The following is a 15,145-nucleotide window of genomic DNA, read 5'->3' on the forward strand; positions in this document are numbered from 1 at the left end:
GAGCAGGCTGTGATCATCGACCTTCCCGACACCAGCGCCTCCCGGATCGGACGCGAGATCCTCACCGCCCGCTCGCGGGTCGGAGTGCCCACCGGCCTGGTGTTCACCATGATCGCGGTGGCCCGGGGCTGCGACGACGACGAGGTGTTCGCCGCGGTCATCGATGCCGGCCGGGAGCACCCGTCCCGGATCATCCTGGTCAGCGACGGCGACGACGGCCCCACCCGGCTGGACGCCGTCCTGCGACTCGCGGAGGAGGTACCGGGCGAGATCATCCAGCTGGTCTTCCACGGCGAACTCACCGAGCACCACGCCTCGGTGCTGCTGCCGCTGCTGCTGCCGGACTCGCCGGTGGTGGTGTGGTGGCCGGGTGGCTCGCCCGAAACCCCCGGCGACGACCCGATCGGCCGACTGGCCCTGCGCCGGATCACCGACTCCCACGCTGCCGAGTTCCCGATCGCCGCCCTGGTCGAGCGGGCCCAGCACCTCTCCCCCGGCGACACCGACCTCACCTGGACCCGGCTCACCCGCTGGCGTGCCCTGCTGGCAGCGGCCGTCGAACAGCATCCGGCGCCGATCCGGCGGGCGATCGTCCGTGCCACCCCCGGCAATGCTGCCGGCGTGCTGCTCGCCGCCTGGCTGGATGACCGGCTGGGCGTCGAGGTGCGGCTGGAGGACGAGGCCGGCGAGTACGGCATCATGGGTGTCGAGCTGCAGACCGACGCCGGCGACATCCGGCTGACCCGGACGGACGGCACCATGGCCGCCTTCTCCGCGCCCGGTGTGCCGCGGCGGATCGTCGCCCTGCCCCGTCGCGACCTCAACGCGCTGATCACCGAGGAACTGCGGCGGCTGGACGAGGATGCGGCCTACCACGCGGCCATGGCAGCATTGGGAGCGCGCTGGGACGCAGGCGTCACGAAGGAGTCTCTCTGATGGGTTCTCACCAGCCGCAGGTGGTGCGCTATCTCGACTCCGACGATCTCGTCGACCGGGTCGCCCGGCGGCTGCTGGACGCGCTGATCGGCTACCAGCCCGACGACCGGGTGGCCCAGATCTGCCTCACCGGTGGACGGATCGCGCTGCGGCTCTACACCCGACTCGGCGAACTCGTCGAGGACTCCTCGCTTGACCCCTCCCGGCTCGAGCTGTGGTGGGGGGATGAGCGCTTCCTGCCCACCGACGACCCCGACCGCAACGCCGGTCCGACCCTGGCGGCGCTGGCCGGCCACTTCGCACTCGACCCGTCCCGTACCCATCCGATGCCCGCCGCGGACGGCGTGATCGACGCCGGTGCCTCGGCGGCCACCTACGCCAAGGAGCTCGGCCAGACCCGGTTCGACATCTGTCTGCTGGGCATGGGGCCAGACGGCCATGTGGCGTCCATCTTCCCCGGCCACCCTTCGGAGGAGCCGACCTCCCAGACGGTGATCGGTGTCAGCGACTCTCCGAAACCGCCGCCGGAGCGGATCAGCCTCACCCTGCCGACGCTCAGCAGATCCGACCAGGTGTGGTTCGTGGTCAGCGGGCCGGACAAGGCCGACGCGGTGGCCCGGGCGGTCGTGGGCGACGAGACGTTACCCGCCGGCCGGGTCCACGGCGAGCAGGCGACCGTCTGGTTGATCGACCAGGATGCCGCCGCGCAGCTGCCCTACTTCGTGTGCTCGCTGTAGCGGGCCGACAGCCCGGCCGGTGAGCGGGCCAGTGTCGGGAACAGTCAGTAGATGACCTCGCCAGCGGCGCGGCGGGCGCGCAGCGACTCCAGCGCCTCCGACAGGATGGCCACCGCCTCGGCATCGGTGCGGCGTTCCTTCACATAGGCCAGATGGGTCTTGTAGGGCTGGATCTTCGGCGGCGGCGGTGGGTTCTCGGAGTCGAGGTTGGCCGGCAGTCCGCACCGGGGGCAGTCCCAGGTGTCCGGCGGGACGGCGTCGGCCGCGAAGGCCGGACGGGTGACGTGACCATTGGCGCAGAAATACGAGACGTACAGTCGCGGGGCAGATTCACCTCGTTCCGCTTCACCCATCGGGCCCGCGCCGACGCGGCTGCCACGGATCGCACTGCCACCAACCACGGGTGTCTCCTCCTAGCGGTGTTCGTCTGTCAGGCCGCGCGTCAGAACGCGCCGACCTCGGGGAAGAAGCGATAGAGGGTGAGCAGCCCCAGGATGCTGACCAGCCAGATCCCACCGACCACGATGGTGAGCCGGTCGAGGTTGCGCTCGGCGACCGAGGTGCCGCCCATGGACGTGGTCATACCGCCACCGAAGAGATCCGACATTCCGCCGCCACGGCCCTTGTGCAGCAGGACGAACAGGGCCAGCACGATACTGGTGAGGATCAGGATGATCGACAGGGTCAGAATCGGCCAGGTCATCAGCGGAGCAGTCACCGGGAAATCCTAACTCACCAGCGCGAGATTCCCGCATTCGCCGGCAACCGCGTGGATCCCCCGTCGTCCCGGACCAGGAACGCCAGTGGCGTCCGGCTTCAACCGGACGCCACCAGGCGGATTCGGGATCTCGTTGTCCCGCGGGCCTTCAGTTGGCCGAGGACGAGAACAGCACGATTCTGGCGAACTCCTCGGGGTTGAGGCTGGCACCGCCGACCAGGGCGCCGTCCACATCGGGCTGCGCCATGATCTCGACCACGTTGCTCGCCTTCACCGAGCCGCCGTACTGGATTCGGACCGCCTCGGCTGCTGCCGCACCGAAGATGTCGGCGACGTAGCCGCGGATCGCGCCGCAGACCTCCTGCGCGTCCTCGGGGGTGGCCACCTCACCGGTACCGATCGCCCAGACCGGCTCGTAGGCAATCACCAGCGCACCGACCTGTTCGGGGCTCAGACCGTCCAGGACCCCCTTGGTCTGGCCCAGGACGTGTTCGACGTGGGTGCCCTGCTTGCGGATCTCCAGCACCTCACCGACGCAGATGATCGGGGTCATTCCGGCGGCGATCACCTTCTTGGCCTTGGCGTTGATCAGGGCGTCGGTCTCGCCGTGGTACTCGCGGCGTTCGGAGTGCCCGACCACGACGTACTTCACGTTCAGCTTGGCCAGCATGTCGGCCGAGACCTCACCGGTGTAGGCGCCGGCGTCGTGCTCGGAGACGTCCTGCGCACCGAAGGCCAGCGGCAGCTTGTCGCCCTCGATCAGCGTCTGGACAGTCCGGATGTCGGTGAACGGGACGATCACCGCCGCCTCGGACTTCGCCGGCTCGTAGCGGGCGTCCGCCAGCGTCCAGGCCAGCTTCTGCACCACCCCGGTCGCCTCGACGTGGTTCAGGTTCATCTTCCAGTTGCCCGCCATCAGCGGTGTGCGTGCCATGTCAGTTCTCCTCAAGGACTGCCAGCCCGGGGAGCTCTTTGCCCTCCAGGTATTCCAGGGATGCTCCGCCGCCGGTCGAGATGTGCCCGAACGCGGTGTCGGGGTAGCCGAGGTTGCGGACGGCGGCTGCGGAGTCCCCGCCACCGATGACGCTGAACGCGTCGGATTCGGCCAGCGCCTTCGCCACGGCGTTGGTGCCGCTGGCCAGCGACTCGATCTCGGAGACACCCATCGGGCCGTTCCAGAACACCGTCTTGGCGCCCCGGATGGCCTCGGCGAACAGCTTCTCGGTCTCCGGTCCGATGTCGGCACCCTCCTGGTCGGCCGGGATCTCGCTGGCCGCCACGATCGTGACCGCGCTGGCGGTTCGGCTGGCGAAGTCGAGTTCGGCCACCACCCGGGTGTCCACCGGCAGCAGGATCTGCTTGCCGGCAGCCTTGGCCTGCTCCAGGTAGTCGGCGCAGGTGTCGACCTTCTCTGCGTCCAGCAGCGAGATGCCCACCTCGTAGCCGAGTGCCTTGAGGAAGGTGTAGGCCATGCCGCCCCCGATGATCAGGGTGTCGGCGACCTTGAGCAGGTTGTCGATGACGCCCAGCTTGTCGGCCACCTTCGCGCCACCCAGCACGACCACATAAGGCCGCTCGGGGGTCTCGGTGAGCTTCTTCAGGACGTCAACCTCCTTGGCCACCAGGTAGCCGGCGGCGTTCGGCAGCAGCTTGGCGACGTCGTAGACCGAGGCCTGCTTGCGGTGGACGACGCCGAAGCCGTCGGAGACGAAGACGTCACCCAGGGCGGCGTACTTCGCCGCGAGTTCTGCACGTTCGGCGTCGACCTTCGACTCCTCGGCCGGCTCGTAGCGGACGTTCTCCAGCAGCGCGACCTCGCCGTCGGACAGTGCGGCGACGGTCGCCGTGGCGGACGGGCCGACCACGTCGGCGGCGAGCTTGACCTCGGTGCCGAGCAGTTCGCCGAGCCGTTTGGCGGCCGGGGACAACGAGTACTTCGGGTTGACCTCGCCCTTGGGCCGTCCGAGGTGGGCCATGATCACCGTCTTCGCCCCGGCGGAACGCAGGTAGGTCAGGGTGGGCAGGGCCGCCTTGATGCGGCCATCATCGGTGATGACATCGCCGTCCAGCGGTACGTTGAAATCGCAGCGGATCAGGACCCGCTTGCCCCGGAGGTCACCGAGGTCTTCAAGGGACTTCACTGGTTGCCTTTCTTCTTTGGTGGATTCGCACAGTGGGCCGACCCGCGAAGAGCGAGTCGGCCCACTTCTCAGCGGTACAGGATCAGGGAGCGATCAGAGCTTCGAGCCCACCAGCACGGTCAGGTCGACCAGCCGGTTGGAGTAGCCCCACTCGTTGTCGTACCAGGAGACGACCTTCACCTGGTTGCCGATCACCTTGGTCAGCGGCGCGTCGAAGATGCTGGACAGCGGGTAGGTCTCGATGTCCTTGGAGACGATCGGATCCTCGGAGTACTCCAGGATGCCCTTCAGCGGACCCTCGGCAGCAGCCTTGACGATCGCGTTGATCTCCTCGACGGTGGTCTCGCGGCTGGCCTCGAAGGTGAGGTCGGTCACCGAGCCCGTGGGCACCGGGACGCGCAGCGCGTAGCCGTCCAGCTTGCCCTTCAGTTCCGGCAGCACCAGGGCGACGGCCTTGGCCGCACCGGTGGTGGTCGGGACGATGTTCAGGGCGGCGGCGCGGGCGCGACGCAGGTCCTTGTGCGGAGCGTCCTGCAGGTTCTGGTCCTGGGTGTAGGCGTGGATGGTGGTCATCAGGCCCTTGACGATGCCAATGCCGTCGTTCAGCGCCTTGGCCAGCGGGGCCAGGCAGTTGGTGGTGCAGGAGGCGTTCGAGATGATGTTGTGCGCGGCCGGGTCGTACAGCCCGTCGTTCACACCCATCACGATGGTGATGTCCTCGTTCTTCGCCGGAGCGGAGATGAGCACCTTCTTGGCACCGGCGTCCAGGTGGGCCTTGGCCTTGGTGGCGTCGGTGAAGAAGCCGGTGGACTCGATCACGATGTCGACGCCCAGCTCGCCCCACGGCAGATTGGCCGGATCGCGCTCCTCGAAGGCCTTGATCTGCTTGCCGTCGACGTACAGCGCCTGCTCGTCGTAGCTGACCTCACCCGGGAACCGGCCCAGAATGGAGTCGTACTTGAGCAGCTGCGCGAGCGTCTTGTTGTCGGTGAGGTCGTTGACTGCCACCACGTCCAGATCGGCGCCCGAGGCGACCAGAGCACGGAAGTAGTTACGGCCGATCCGGCCAAACCCGTTGATACCAACCTTGACGGTCATGTGTATGGAACTCCTTACTGCAAGCGGCTGCCGCGAACCAGCTGGACCGGGGCAGGTTGAACACCTCCACCCTATCGAAAAAGGGCTTGTCCGACGACTTGTAGGACGCGCTCATCCGACCCGTTGCGGGTGGGCCTCCAGCACACCCTCCCAGGGGCTGGGTGTCAATCGTTGTCGTCGAGCAGTTCGACGCTCAGGCCCGCCTCTGTGTTGGGAATTCCCAGCTCCGCAGCCCGTTTGTCGGCGGTCGCCAGCAGGCGGCGGATCCGGCCGGCGACCGCGTCCTTGGTCAGGGGCGGGGTGTGCAGCTGGCCGAGTTCCTCCAGGCTGGCCTGCTTGTGTTCCAGCCGGAGCTTGCCGGCCTCCAGCAGGTGTTCGGGGATATCCTCGCCGAGGATCTCCAGCGCCCGCCGGACCCGGGCACCGGCGGTGACCGCGGCCCGCGCCGAGCGCCGCAGGTTGGCATCGTCGAAGTTCGCCAGCCGGTTCGCCGAGGCGCGCACCTCGCGCCGCATCCGGCGGTCCTCCCACGCCAGCACGGACTCGTGTGCACCGAGCCGGGTGAGCATCGCGGAGATCGCGTCGCCGTCCCGGATCACCACGCGGTCGACGCCGCGCACCTCGCGGGCCTTGGCGCTGATCTGCAGCCGGCGGGCGGCACCCACCAGGGCGAGCGCCGCCTCCGAACCGGGGCAGGTGACCTCCAGGGCCATCGAGCGGCCGGGCTCGGTGAGCGAGCCGTGGGCGAGAAAGGCGCCGCGCCAGGCGGCCACCGAGACGTCCACTCCGCCGCTGACGATCTGGACCGGCAGGCCGCGCACCGGACGGCCGCGGGAGTCGATCAGACCGGTCTGCCGGGCCAGCGACTCGCCGTCCCGGATCAGCCGGACGAGATAGCGGGTGCCGCGTCGCACCCCGCTGCCGGTGATGACCACGAACTCGGAGGTGAAACCGAACAATTCGGCGATCGCCGTCCGCAACCGGCGGGCAGCGGCGCCGGTGTCGAGTTCGGCCTCCACCACGATCCGGCCACCGGCAATGTGGAGGCTGTTGGTGAACCTCAGCAGAGCGGCCACCTCGGCCTTGCGCAGTTCGGGCTTGCTGACCTCCAGGGTGGCGAGTTCAGCTTTCACCTGCTGCGTCATGGCCATGAGGGCTGACACCTTCCGTTCGGTCACGTTCCTGGGGGGCGAGGCAAGCCTAGCGTCCGGGGAGGCGGGCCCCGGACGGTTCGGCAGCAATCCGGCGCCCCGCCCAGCCGCCGGTCGATTCCTGGATGAGCCTGCGGACCAGGGCAGTCACAATTCCATCACCTCGGCGTAGGCGGCCGCCAGCTTCAGTGGATCGTGGCGGGCGGAGCCGTCCCGCATCCGGACGTCGGCGACCACCAGCCGGGCACCGAGCGACCGGGTGAAGCTCTCCAGATGCGGATCCCCGGCCACGAAACTCGGATCTACCAGGACGGCATCCAGCCGCAGCCGTGGCTCGTGCTCGGCGAGCACCTCCAGGTGACGCGAGGCGGTGTAGCCGGCGGTTTCGTCCTCGGTGGGCACCAGGTTCATGGTCAGGATCCGCTGGGCGGAGGTGCTGACCACGGCGTCGGCGAGTTCGGGAACCAGCAGGTGCGGCAGCACCGAGGAGTACCACGAACCGGGGCCGAGGACCACGTGGTCGGCACGGATGATCGCCTCGACGGCTTCCGGGACGGCCGGCGGATTGGCCGGGGTCAGCCGGACATCGCCGATCACCCCGGTGGCCAGCGCCACCGCCTCCTGGCCGACCACCACGGTGGCCTCGTCGGGGAAGGCCGGATCAGCACCGGTGACATCGGCCTCGATCACCAGCGGCACCGCCGACATCGGCAGCACCCGTCCCTGCACCCGGAGCAGGGCGGCCACCATGTCGAGGCCGGCGACCGGGTCGTCGATGTACTGCCACAGTCCGGCGATCAGCAGATTCCCGATCGAGTGACCGCCGAGCGGGCCGTCGCCGCTGAACCGCGACTGCAGCACCTCGGCCCAGGTGCGTTCGATGTCGTCGTCCCCGCAGAGCGCCGCGAGCGCCATCCGGAGGTCGCCCGGCGGCAGGACGTTGAACTCCTGACGCAGCCGGCCGGAGGAGCCGCCGTCGTCGGCCACCGTCACGATCGCGGTCAGCCGGTTGGTCAACCGGCGCAGTGAGCCGAGACTGGCCGCCAGGCCGTGCCCGCCACCGAGGGCGGTGACGGCGGGTTGACGCGATCCCGGGACGCTCATTCCAGCCCCAGATCCCGGTGCCGCACCGTGACGGCCAGGCCGTCAGCACGCAACCGGCCGGCGAACTCCTCGACGATCGCCGTCGAGCGGTGTTTGCCGCCCGTGCAGCCGAACGCCATCGTGACGTGCTGTTTGCCCTCCCGCCGGTAGCCGGGCAGCACGGTGTCGACGAGTTGCCTGAGGCTGGCCAGGAACTCGGCCGCCGCAGGCTGGGTCAGCACATACTGCGCGACCGCCTGGGCCAGGCCGTTCTGGGGCCGCAGTTCGGGTACCCAGAACGGGTTGGGCAGGAACCGGAGGTCGAACACCATGTCGGCGTCGATCGGGACGCCGTTCTTGAAGCCGAAGGACATCAGGGTGAACACGATCCGGTCGGGCCCGCCGCCGGCGGCCAGCTCGACCACCCGGTCGGTCAGGTCGTGCACGTTCAGGTCGGTGGTGTCGATCACCACGTCGGCCCGGGCGCGCAGATCGCCCAGCAGCCTGCGCTCGCGCCGGATGCCGTCCAGCAGCCGGTCGGCGCCCTGCAGCGGTAGCGGCCGGCGAACCGATTCCTGCCGCCGCACGATCACCTCGTCGCTGGCGTCGAGGTACAGGATGGTCGGCAGCACACCGGCCCGGCCGAGTTCGGCGAAGGCCGCCGGCAGCTGCTGGAAGGCCGACCGGGTACGGACATCCAGCACTACCGCCACCTTGGTGAAGTCCCGGTCGCGGGCGATCTGGAGCAATTGGGGCATCAACTCCGGCGGCAGGTTGTCGACCACATACCAGGAGTGGTCCTCCAGGGCGTGCGCGGCGGTGCGCCGGCCGGCCCCCGACACCCCGGTGATGACCAGAAACTCCACTGCTTCGGCGACCGGCTCCATGCCGTCATGATAGGGCCGCGCGCAGGCCCCGGCGCGGCCGACTACTGTTCGATGATCTCGCCGGTGGCGGTGTTGATCGCCTCCCGCGCGGGTTGGGCGGCGACCGCGTCATGGATCGCCTGCGCGGTCTTCAACCCGATCCCCGGCACCTCGGCGATCTGCTCGACCTGGGCCGCCCGGAGCTTCCGCAATGAGCCGAAGTATTTCAGCAGGGCCTTGCGACGCACCTCGCCCAGCCCGGGGACATCGTCCAGCAGCGACTCGACCATGGACGCCGAGCGACGGCCGCGGTGGTGGGTGATCGCGAACCGGTGCGCCTCGTCCCGGATGCGCTGCAGCAGATAGAGGCCTTCGCTGGTGCGCCGCAGGATCACCGGGTACTCCTCTCCCGGTAGCCAGACCTCCTCCAGCCGTTTGGCCAGCCCGCAGACCGCCACGTCGGTGACGCCGAGTTCGGCCAGCGCGGCCTGGGCGGCGGCCACCTGGGGCGCGCCACCGTCCACCACCACCAGGGCGGGGGTGTAGGCGAACCGGCGCGGGGCGCCGGTGGTCGGGTCGATCAGCAGCGGCCCACCCTCGTCCTCGTCGGTCAGGGAAGCGCGGTCGTCCCGCAGCCGGGAGAACCGCCGGGTGATCACCTCGTGCATGGCTGCGACGTCGTTGGACTCCTGGTTGCGGATGACGAACCTGCGGTAGTCGCCCTTGCGCGGCAGGCCGTCCTCGAAGACCACCATCGAGCCAACCACCTCAGTACCCTGCAGGTGCGAGATGTCATAGCACTCGATCCGCAGCGGCGCCTCGGGCAGCCCGAGGGCGTTCTGGATCTCCTCCAGCGCCCGGTTGCGGGTGGACAGGTCGCTGGCCCGGCGGGTCTTGTGCAGGATGAGCGCCTCCTGGGCGTTCTTCGCAACGGTCTCCAGCAGGGTGAGTTTCGGGCCGCGCCGCGGCACCCGAACGCGCACTTTCGAACCGCGCTGCTCGGTGAGCAGCTCGGCCAGTACTCCCCCGCTCGCCGGCTCGACCGGCACCAGGATCTCTGGCGGGATCGCTGCGGCCACCTCGGACTCCGCCACCGCCTCGCCGTAGTGGTAGAGCAGGAAGGACTCGACAAGCTGGGCGGTGTCGGCGTCGTCGGTGCGATCGGCCACCCAGCCGCGCTCGCCGCGCACCCGTCCGGCCCGGACGTGGAAGATCTGGACGGCGACCTCCAGCGGGTCCTCGGCCAGGGCGATCACGTCGGCGTCGGTGCCGTCGGCCAACACGATCGCATTCGACTCGGTGGCAGACGTGAGCGCTGCCAGCCGATCACGCAGCACTGCTGCCTTCTCGTACTCCATCGCCGCCGAGGCCTGCCGCATCTGGTGCTCGACCCGCCGGGTCAGCGCCGCGGTCTTGCCAGCCAGGAAGTCGCAGACATCCTGGACGAGTTCGCGGTGGTCGGCGGCGTCGATCCGTCCGACGCAGGGGGCCGAGCACTTGCCGATGTAGCCGAACAGGCAGGGCCTGCCACTGGCTTTCGCACTGCGGAACACCCCGGTCGTACAGGACCGCATCGGGAAGACGTAGAGCAGGGTATCGATGGTCTCCCGGATCGCCCAGGCCTGCGCGTACGGGCCGAAGTAGCGGTTGCCCTTGCGCTTGGCGCCACGGCCGACGAACACCCGGGGGAACTCCTCGGCCCAGGTCACCGCCACCCAGGGATAGGACTTGTCGTCGCGGTACTTCACGTTGAACCGCGGGTCGAACTGCTTGATCCAGGTGTATTCGAGCTGCAGCGCCTCGAGTTCGTTGCGGACGACCGTCCACTCGACCTTCGCGGCGGTACGCACCATCGTCTGGGTGCGGAAGTGCAGGGTGGCCGGGTCGGCGAAGTAGGAGGTCAGCCGCTGCCGCAGGTTGACCGCCTTGCCGACATAGATCACCCGTCCCTGGGCGTCGCTGAAGCGGTACACCCCGGGGTCGGTCGGGATCGAGCCGGTCTTCGGCCGGTAGCTCTGCGGGTCAGCCATCCAATCGTCCTGTCATCGCGTGGTCAGCATAGGACGCACCTCCACCAGCGGGGCGCTGCCAGGTGGACCGCGAGCTGGCGGCCCGCTGGTGCCGACGGCCTCAGCCAGGAGCGCCACAGCTCACAGCCGGTTGACAGCCAGCGTGGTTAGGCTGCCCGCCAACCCGATCAGGAGGTTCCGATGGCGTCCGACACTGTCCTTTCCCGCCGTGCCGTGCTGATCGGTGTCGGCGGCGGCGCGCTGGCGCTCTGTCTGGCCGGCTGCGGTGCCGCGACCGGCCCGCAGGACAGCAGTTCGGCCGGATCCAGCGCTGCCGCCGGCACTGCCACGATCGAGGTCGCCGACGTTCCGGTGGGCAGCGGCGCCATCGTTGGACAGTATGTGGTGACTCAGCCCACGCAGGGCACCTTCGTGGCGTTCAGCTACCTGTGCACCCACCAGAACCTCCCGGTGCAGGAGGTGAGCGACACCGCGATCGTGTGCGGCCGGCACGGCAGCACCTTCTCACTGGCCGACGGTTCGGTGATCACCGGCCCGGCCACCGAACCGCTCGCCGCGGCCACCGTGACCCGCACCGGCGACACCCTGACGATCAGCTGACCTGGGGCAGGGCCTCCTGCTCCTCCACCTCCACCGGCGGATGGGCGGCCAGCACCGGCTTGAGGAACTGCCCGGTGAACGAGTTCGGGTCGGCGGCCACCTGTTCGGGCGTGCCCTCGCAGATCACCAGGCCACCCCGTGAGCCGCCTTCGGGGCCCATGTCGATCACCCAGTCGGCGGTCTTGATCACGTCGAGATTGTGCTCGATCACCACCACCGTGTTGCCGGTGTCCACCAGCCTGCCCAGCACTTGCAGCAGCTTGCGGATGTCCTCGAAGTGCAGACCGGTGGTGGGCTCGTCCAGGACGTAGATGGTGCGCCCGGTGGAGCGCTTCTGCAACTCGCTGGCCAGCTTCACCCGCTGCGCCTCACCACCCGATAGGGTGGTGGCCGGCTGCCCGAGCCGGACATAGCCCAGCCCGACGTCCACCAGGGTGCGCAGGTGCCGGGCGATGCCCGGGATCGCCGCGAAGAACTCCACCGCCTCCTCGATCGGCATGTCCAGCACCTCAGCGATGGTCTTGCCCTTGTAGTGCACCTCCAGGGTCTCCCGGTTGTAGCGGGCACCGTGGCAGACCTCGCAGGGCACGTAGACGTCCGGCAGGAAGTTCATCTCGATCTTGATCGTGCCGTCGCCCGCGCAGTTCTCGCACCGGCCACCCTTGACGTTGAACGAGAACCTGCCCGGGCCGTAGCCCCTGACTTTGGCCTCCGGGGTCTCGGCGAAGAGCTTGCGGATCCGGTCGAAGACGCCGGTGTAGGTGGCCGGGTTCGACCGCGGGGTGCGGCCGATCGGCGACTGGTCGACGTGGATGCTCTTGTCGATGTGCTCGATCCCGGTGATCGAGGAGTGTTTTCCCGGCACTGCGCGGGCACCGTACAGCTGCTTGGCCAGGGCGGTGTAGAGGATGGCGTTCACCAGCGACGACTTGCCCGAGCCCGACACCCCGGTCACCGCGATGAACTGCCCGAGCGGGAACGAGACTGTGACATCACGCAGGTTGTTCTCCCGGGCGCCGTGCACGGTGATCTCGCGGCCGGTGGACGGCCGGCGGTGGGACGGCATCGGGATCGCTCTGCGGCCGGCCAGGTAGGCACCAGTGAGCGAGGTGGGGTGTTCCAGCAGCTCGCTCACCGGGCCGGAGACCAGCACCTCGCCGCCGTGCTCGCCCGCACCCGGGCCGATGTCGACCACCCAGTCGGCGGTCCGGATGGTGTCCTCGTCGTGCTCGACGACGATCAGGGTGTTGCCGAGTTCGCGCAGCCGCACCAGGGTCTCGATCAGCCGGTGGTTGTCCCGCTGGTGCAGGCCGATCGAGGGCTCGTCCAGCACGTACAGCACGCCGACCAGCCCGGAGCCGATCTGGGTGGCCAGCCGGATCCGCTGGGCCTCACCGCCCGACAGGCTGCCGGCCGAACGCGAGAGCGTCAGGTAATCGAGCCCGACGTCGAGCAGGAAGCGCAGCCGCTCGCGGATTTCCTTGATCACCCGCGCGGCGATCTGCGCCTCGCGCGCGGTCAACTCCAGGCTGCCCATGAACGCCGACAACTCGTCGATCGACAGCGAGGACAACTCGGCGATGTTCTTCTCGCCGATCGTCACCGCCAGCGAACTCGGCTTCAGCCGTGCCCCATTGCAGGTGAGGCAGGGCACCTCGCGCATGTAGCCGCCGTAGCGCTCACGGGCGTTGTCGGATTCGGCTTCGGCGTGCCGGCGCTCGATGTAGCCGATCGCACCCTCGTACTTGGCGTTGAAGGTGTGCTCGCGGCCGTGCCGGGTACGGGTGTGGACGGTGATCGGGTGCTTCAGCCCGTTGAGCAGCAGGCCCTGGATCCGGCCCGGCAGGTCGCTCCAGGGGGTGTCGGTGGCAAAGCCCTCCTGCTCGGCCAGCGCGGTGAACAGGGTCTGGAAGTAGCCGCCGATGTACGGGCTGGCCCAGACCGAGATCGCGTTCTCGGCCAGACTCTTGCTGCGGTCGGGCACCACCAGGTCGGGGTCGACCTCCAGCCGGACGCCGAGCCCCGAACAGGCCGGACAGGCGCCCCAGGGGGCGTTGAAGGAGAACTGCCGCGGTTCGAGTTCCTCGATCGAGATGTCGTGCTCGTTGGGGCAGGCGAGCTTCTCGGAGTACCGCCGTTCGCGTTGTGGATCGTCCGCCGGCCGGTCGACGAAGTCGATCGACACCACCCCGGAGGCCAGGCCGAGCGCGGTCTCGACCGAGTCGGTCAGTCGCTGTTTGATGCTGGGCTTCACAGCGAGCCGGTCGACGATCACGTCGATGTTGTGCTTCTTCTGCTTGTCCAGCGTCGGTGGCGAGGTCAGCTGGTGCACCTCGCCGTCCACCCGGACACGGCTGAGACCCTGACCGGCGAGCTGCCGGAAGAGGTCGACGTACTCGCCCTTGCGTCCGCGGACGACCGGCGCCAGCACCTGGAAGCGGGTGCCGTCGGCCAGCGCGAGCAACCGGTCGACGATCTGTTGCGGGGTCTGCCGGCTGATCAGCTCGCCGCACACCGGGCAGTGGGGATGGCCGATCCGGGCGTACAGCAGACGCAGATAGTCGTACACCTCGGTGATCGTGCCGACCGTCGAGCGCGGATTGCGAGAGGTCGACTTCTGGTCGATCGACACTGCCGGGGACAGCCCCTCGATGAAGTCGACGTCGGGCTTGTCCATCTGGCCGAGAAACTGCCGGGCGTAGGAGGACAGGCTCTCGACATAGCGCCGCTGGCCCTCGGCGAAGATGGTGTCGAAGGCCAGGCTCGACTTGCCGGAGCCCGAGAGCCCGGTGAAGGCGATCAAGGAGTCACGCGGCAGGCTGAGGTTCACATTGCGCAGATTGTGCTCGCGGGCGCCCCGGACGATCAGACGGTCATTCACGCCGAACATGGTAGATCGCGACGACGACAGTTCCGTCGCGAGCTTGCTCGCGGTCGAACGGAGGAGGAAGCGATCTGGAGCCGCAGGCGACAGATCGCCCTTCCGACAGTTCCGTCGCGGCACCCCGTGGACACGGGCGATCCGCGCGGACAGGTGGCACGGACCCCGCACTGGGACGTAGTTTGATCCCCATGACACAGCTCGGCGGTTCCCTCGCGTCCGAGGAGGTCCGCCTTCTGGAGCGCGATGCCAACCAATTGCTGCTCCACGACACCATCGGGATCCCCGAGGAGGTCTGGCGTGGTCAGAGCCTGTTGCCCGGCTGGTCACGCGCGCATGTCGCCACCCATGTGGCGCGCAATGCCGACCGGCTGCGACGGCTCACCGAAAGCGCGATCTCCGCAGAGCGGCCTGCCGAGCCTGGCCCGGAGGAGCGGTTCGAGGCACTGGAACGAGGAGCCGAGCGGTCGGCCCTCGAACTCCAGATCGACCTGGACACCTCGGCCGCCGCGCTGGAGGCGGTCTGGCACGACCAGACCGACTGGCACCGGCCGATCAACTTCCTGGGCCGCGTCCGTCCCCTCTCCTGGCTCCCGGTGGCCCGGCTGCACGAACTCTGCGTCCACCATCTCGACCTCGACATCGGCTTCACCGCCGACCAGATCAACCCCGAAACAGCCCACTGGCTGCTGACCTGGGTCTGCCAGCGGCTCGGAAGTCAGGCGGCTCCGGCGCTCGCCATCCAGAGCGATTCCGGCCAGCACGCGGTACTCGGCCAGGGCGAACCCACGATGACCGTACGCGGTAGCGACGCCGGGCTGTGGGCCTGGCTCGCCGGACGCGCCCCGCTGGTCGACCCGGACGGCATCGAACTTCTCCCTCGCCCCCTGCTCGCCTGAGGAAC

General features: G+C 69.0%; 14 protein-coding genes. 4 read left to right on the plus strand and 10 right to left on the minus strand.

From position 1 onward, the window contains the following. Positions 1 to 9 precede the first annotated feature (9 nt). Together VB080_RS00900 and pgl are read left to right on the plus strand one after the other, a co-directional pair. Positions 10 to 936 carry a glucose-6-phosphate dehydrogenase assembly protein OpcA gene (locus VB080_RS00900; RefSeq protein WP_323416528.1) on the plus strand — a complete coding sequence of 309 codons (927 nt, stop codon included), beginning with the start codon at positions 10 to 12 and terminating at the stop codon, positions 934 to 936. Then, entirely contained in the window at positions 936 to 1,673 is a 738-nt protein-coding gene (gene pgl / locus VB080_RS00905; RefSeq protein WP_323416529.1) for a 6-phosphogluconolactonase, read from the plus strand. Before VB080_RS00900 ends, pgl begins: the two co-directional genes overlap by 1 nt. A gap of 44 nt (positions 1,674 to 1,717) precedes the next feature. Here the strand turns inward: pgl and VB080_RS00910 are convergent, their stop codons facing one another. From VB080_RS00910 to uvrC, 9 genes are all read right to left on the minus strand, one after another. Beyond that, positions 1,718 to 2,074: an RNA polymerase-binding protein RbpA gene (locus VB080_RS00910; RefSeq protein WP_323416530.1), complete on the minus strand. Its 357-nt coding sequence runs from the start codon at positions 2,072 to 2,074 to the stop codon at positions 1,718 to 1,720. A 41-nt stretch (positions 2,075 to 2,115) separates the two neighbouring features. Then, complete coding sequence (secG, locus tag VB080_RS00915; protein ID WP_323416609.1) at positions 2,116 to 2,376, minus strand: preprotein translocase subunit SecG; 261 nt, start codon at positions 2,374 to 2,376, stop codon at positions 2,116 to 2,118. Positions 2,377 to 2,539: 163 nt separating this feature from the next. Then, positions 2,540 to 3,325, minus strand: coding sequence for a triose-phosphate isomerase (tpiA, locus tag VB080_RS00920; protein ID WP_323416531.1), 786 nt, complete (start codon positions 3,323 to 3,325; stop codon positions 2,540 to 2,542). A gap of 1 nt (position 3,326) precedes the next feature. Beyond that, complete coding sequence (locus VB080_RS00925) at positions 3,327 to 4,532, minus strand: phosphoglycerate kinase (RefSeq protein ID WP_323416532.1); 1,206 nt, start codon at positions 4,530 to 4,532, stop codon at positions 3,327 to 3,329. 93 nt (positions 4,533 to 4,625) lie between these two features. Further along, complete coding sequence (gene gap / locus VB080_RS00930) at positions 4,626 to 5,630, minus strand: type I glyceraldehyde-3-phosphate dehydrogenase (RefSeq protein ID WP_323416533.1); 1,005 nt, start codon at positions 5,628 to 5,630, stop codon at positions 4,626 to 4,628. 164 nt (positions 5,631 to 5,794) lie between these two features. Then, positions 5,795 to 6,781, minus strand: coding sequence for a DNA-binding protein WhiA (gene whiA, locus VB080_RS00935; protein ID WP_323416534.1), 987 nt, complete (start codon positions 6,779 to 6,781; stop codon positions 5,795 to 5,797). Between the two features lie 147 nt (positions 6,782 to 6,928). After that, a complete protein-coding gene (locus tag VB080_RS00940) occupies positions 6,929 to 7,885 on the minus strand; it encodes a uridine diphosphate-N-acetylglucosamine-binding protein YvcK (RefSeq protein ID WP_323416535.1) in 957 nt (318 codons plus the stop codon). Next, complete coding sequence (gene rapZ / locus VB080_RS00945) at positions 7,882 to 8,751, minus strand: RNase adapter RapZ (RefSeq protein WP_323416536.1); 870 nt, start codon at positions 8,749 to 8,751, stop codon at positions 7,882 to 7,884. The genes VB080_RS00940 and rapZ overlap by 4 nt, the downstream gene beginning before the upstream one ends. 41 nt (positions 8,752 to 8,792) lie before the next feature. Continuing rightward, positions 8,793 to 10,760 (minus strand): excinuclease ABC subunit UvrC, encoded by a 1,968-nt coding sequence (gene uvrC, locus VB080_RS00950; RefSeq protein ID WP_323416537.1) that lies wholly within the window; start codon positions 10,758 to 10,760, stop codon positions 8,793 to 8,795. 180 nt (positions 10,761 to 10,940) lie between these two features. Between uvrC and VB080_RS00955 the strand changes: the two genes are divergently transcribed. Beyond that, positions 10,941 to 11,360, plus strand: a complete 420-nt coding sequence (locus VB080_RS00955) for a Rieske (2Fe-2S) protein (RefSeq protein WP_323416538.1) — start codon at positions 10,941 to 10,943, stop codon at positions 11,358 to 11,360. Here the strand turns inward: VB080_RS00955 and uvrA are convergent. Then, the gene (gene uvrA / locus VB080_RS00960) at positions 11,353 to 14,250 is read right to left on the minus strand and encodes an excinuclease ABC subunit UvrA (protein ID WP_323416539.1); all 2,898 of its coding nucleotides are present in this window, start codon (positions 14,248 to 14,250) and stop codon (positions 11,353 to 11,355) included. The genes VB080_RS00955 and uvrA overlap by 8 nt on opposite strands. A gap of 182 nt (positions 14,251 to 14,432) precedes the next feature. Here uvrA and VB080_RS00965 point away from each other — a divergent pair, with 182 nt between their 5' ends. Further along, entirely contained in the window at positions 14,433 to 15,140 is a 708-nt protein-coding gene (locus tag VB080_RS00965) for a maleylpyruvate isomerase family mycothiol-dependent enzyme (protein ID WP_323416540.1), read from the plus strand. Positions 15,141 to 15,145 lie beyond the last annotated feature (5 nt).

The sequence above is a fragment of the Propionicimonas sp. genome, from assembly GCF_034927565.1.
Lineage (GTDB): Bacteria > Actinomycetota > Actinomycetes > Propionibacteriales > Propionibacteriaceae > Propionicimonas.

What these genes read in the sequence shown, in the direction of transcription:
- pgl (WP_323416529.1), top strand. Translation starts at nt 936, where the DNA reads ATGGGTTCTCACCAGCCGCAGGTGGTGCGCTATCTCGACTCCGACGAT.
- secG (WP_323416609.1), bottom strand. Translation starts at nt 2,376, where the DNA reads ATGACCTGGCCGATTCTGACCCTGTCGATCATCCTGATCCTCACCAGT.
- tpiA (WP_323416531.1), bottom strand. Translation starts at nt 3,325, where the DNA reads ATGGCACGCACACCGCTGATGGCGGGCAACTGGAAGATGAACCTGAAC.
- gap (WP_323416533.1), bottom strand. Translation starts at nt 5,630, where the DNA reads ATGACCGTCAAGGTTGGTATCAACGGGTTTGGCCGGATCGGCCGTAAC.
- whiA (WP_323416534.1), bottom strand. Translation starts at nt 6,781, where the DNA reads ATGGCCATGACGCAGCAGGTGAAAGCTGAACTCGCCACCCTGGAGGTC.
- VB080_RS00940 (WP_323416535.1), bottom strand. Translation starts at nt 7,885, where the DNA reads ATGAGCGTCCCGGGATCGCGTCAACCCGCCGTCACCGCCCTCGGTGGC.
- rapZ (WP_323416536.1), bottom strand. Translation starts at nt 8,751, where the DNA reads ATGGAGCCGGTCGCCGAAGCAGTGGAGTTTCTGGTCATCACCGGGGTG.
- uvrC (WP_323416537.1), bottom strand. Translation starts at nt 10,760, where the DNA reads ATGGCTGACCCGCAGAGCTACCGGCCGAAGACCGGCTCGATCCCGACC.
- VB080_RS00955 (WP_323416538.1), top strand. Translation starts at nt 10,941, where the DNA reads ATGGCGTCCGACACTGTCCTTTCCCGCCGTGCCGTGCTGATCGGTGTC.
- uvrA (WP_323416539.1), bottom strand. Translation starts at nt 14,250, where the DNA reads ATGTTCGGCGTGAATGACCGTCTGATCGTCCGGGGCGCCCGCGAGCAC.
- VB080_RS00965 (WP_323416540.1), top strand. Translation starts at nt 14,433, where the DNA reads ATGACACAGCTCGGCGGTTCCCTCGCGTCCGAGGAGGTCCGCCTTCTG.